At 72.4% G+C, this 428-nt stretch carries 1 protein-coding gene; it reads left to right on the top strand.

The window, feature by feature from the left end; all coding sequences use genetic code 11:
- Nucleotides 1-428, top strand: a 428-nt coding sequence (locus tag D7Y04_RS42865) for an amino acid permease (RefSeq protein WP_147477356.1), incomplete at both ends; no start/stop codon positions are given.

The raw sequence follows: 428 nt of genomic DNA, 5'->3' as shown, positions 1-428 counted from the left end.
TGGCGAGCCTGGGCCTGGTGACGGCGCTCTACCTGCTGGTCAACGTGGCGTACCTGCGCGGCCTGGGGCACGCGGGGATGGCGGGCTCGGAGGCGGTGGCCGCGGGCCTGATGGCGCGGGCGCTGGGCACCGGGGGCGTGGTCGCCATCAGCGTGCTCATCGCCATCTCCGTGCTCACCTCCGCCAATGCCACGGTGCTCACCGGCGCGCGCACCGACTACGCCTTCGGGCGCGACAGCGTGCTCTTCAACGGGCTGGGGAAGTGGCAGGCGCGGGCCAATACACCCTCGCGCGCGCTGCTCGTGCAGGGGGCCATCACGCTGGCGCTGGTGGGGCTGGGCGCGGTGACGCGGCAGGGCTTCCAGACGATGGTGGAGTACACGGCGCCCGTCTTCTGGCTCTTCTTCCTGCTGACGGGCGTGTCGCTG

This window comes from Corallococcus sp. AB038B, assembly GCF_003668955.1.
In the GTDB taxonomy this organism is placed as follows: domain Bacteria; phylum Myxococcota; class Myxococcia; order Myxococcales; family Myxococcaceae; genus Corallococcus; species Corallococcus exiguus.
The sequence above is the reverse complement of the archived record's forward strand: the minus strand, read 5'-3'. Positions and strand labels throughout refer to the sequence as shown.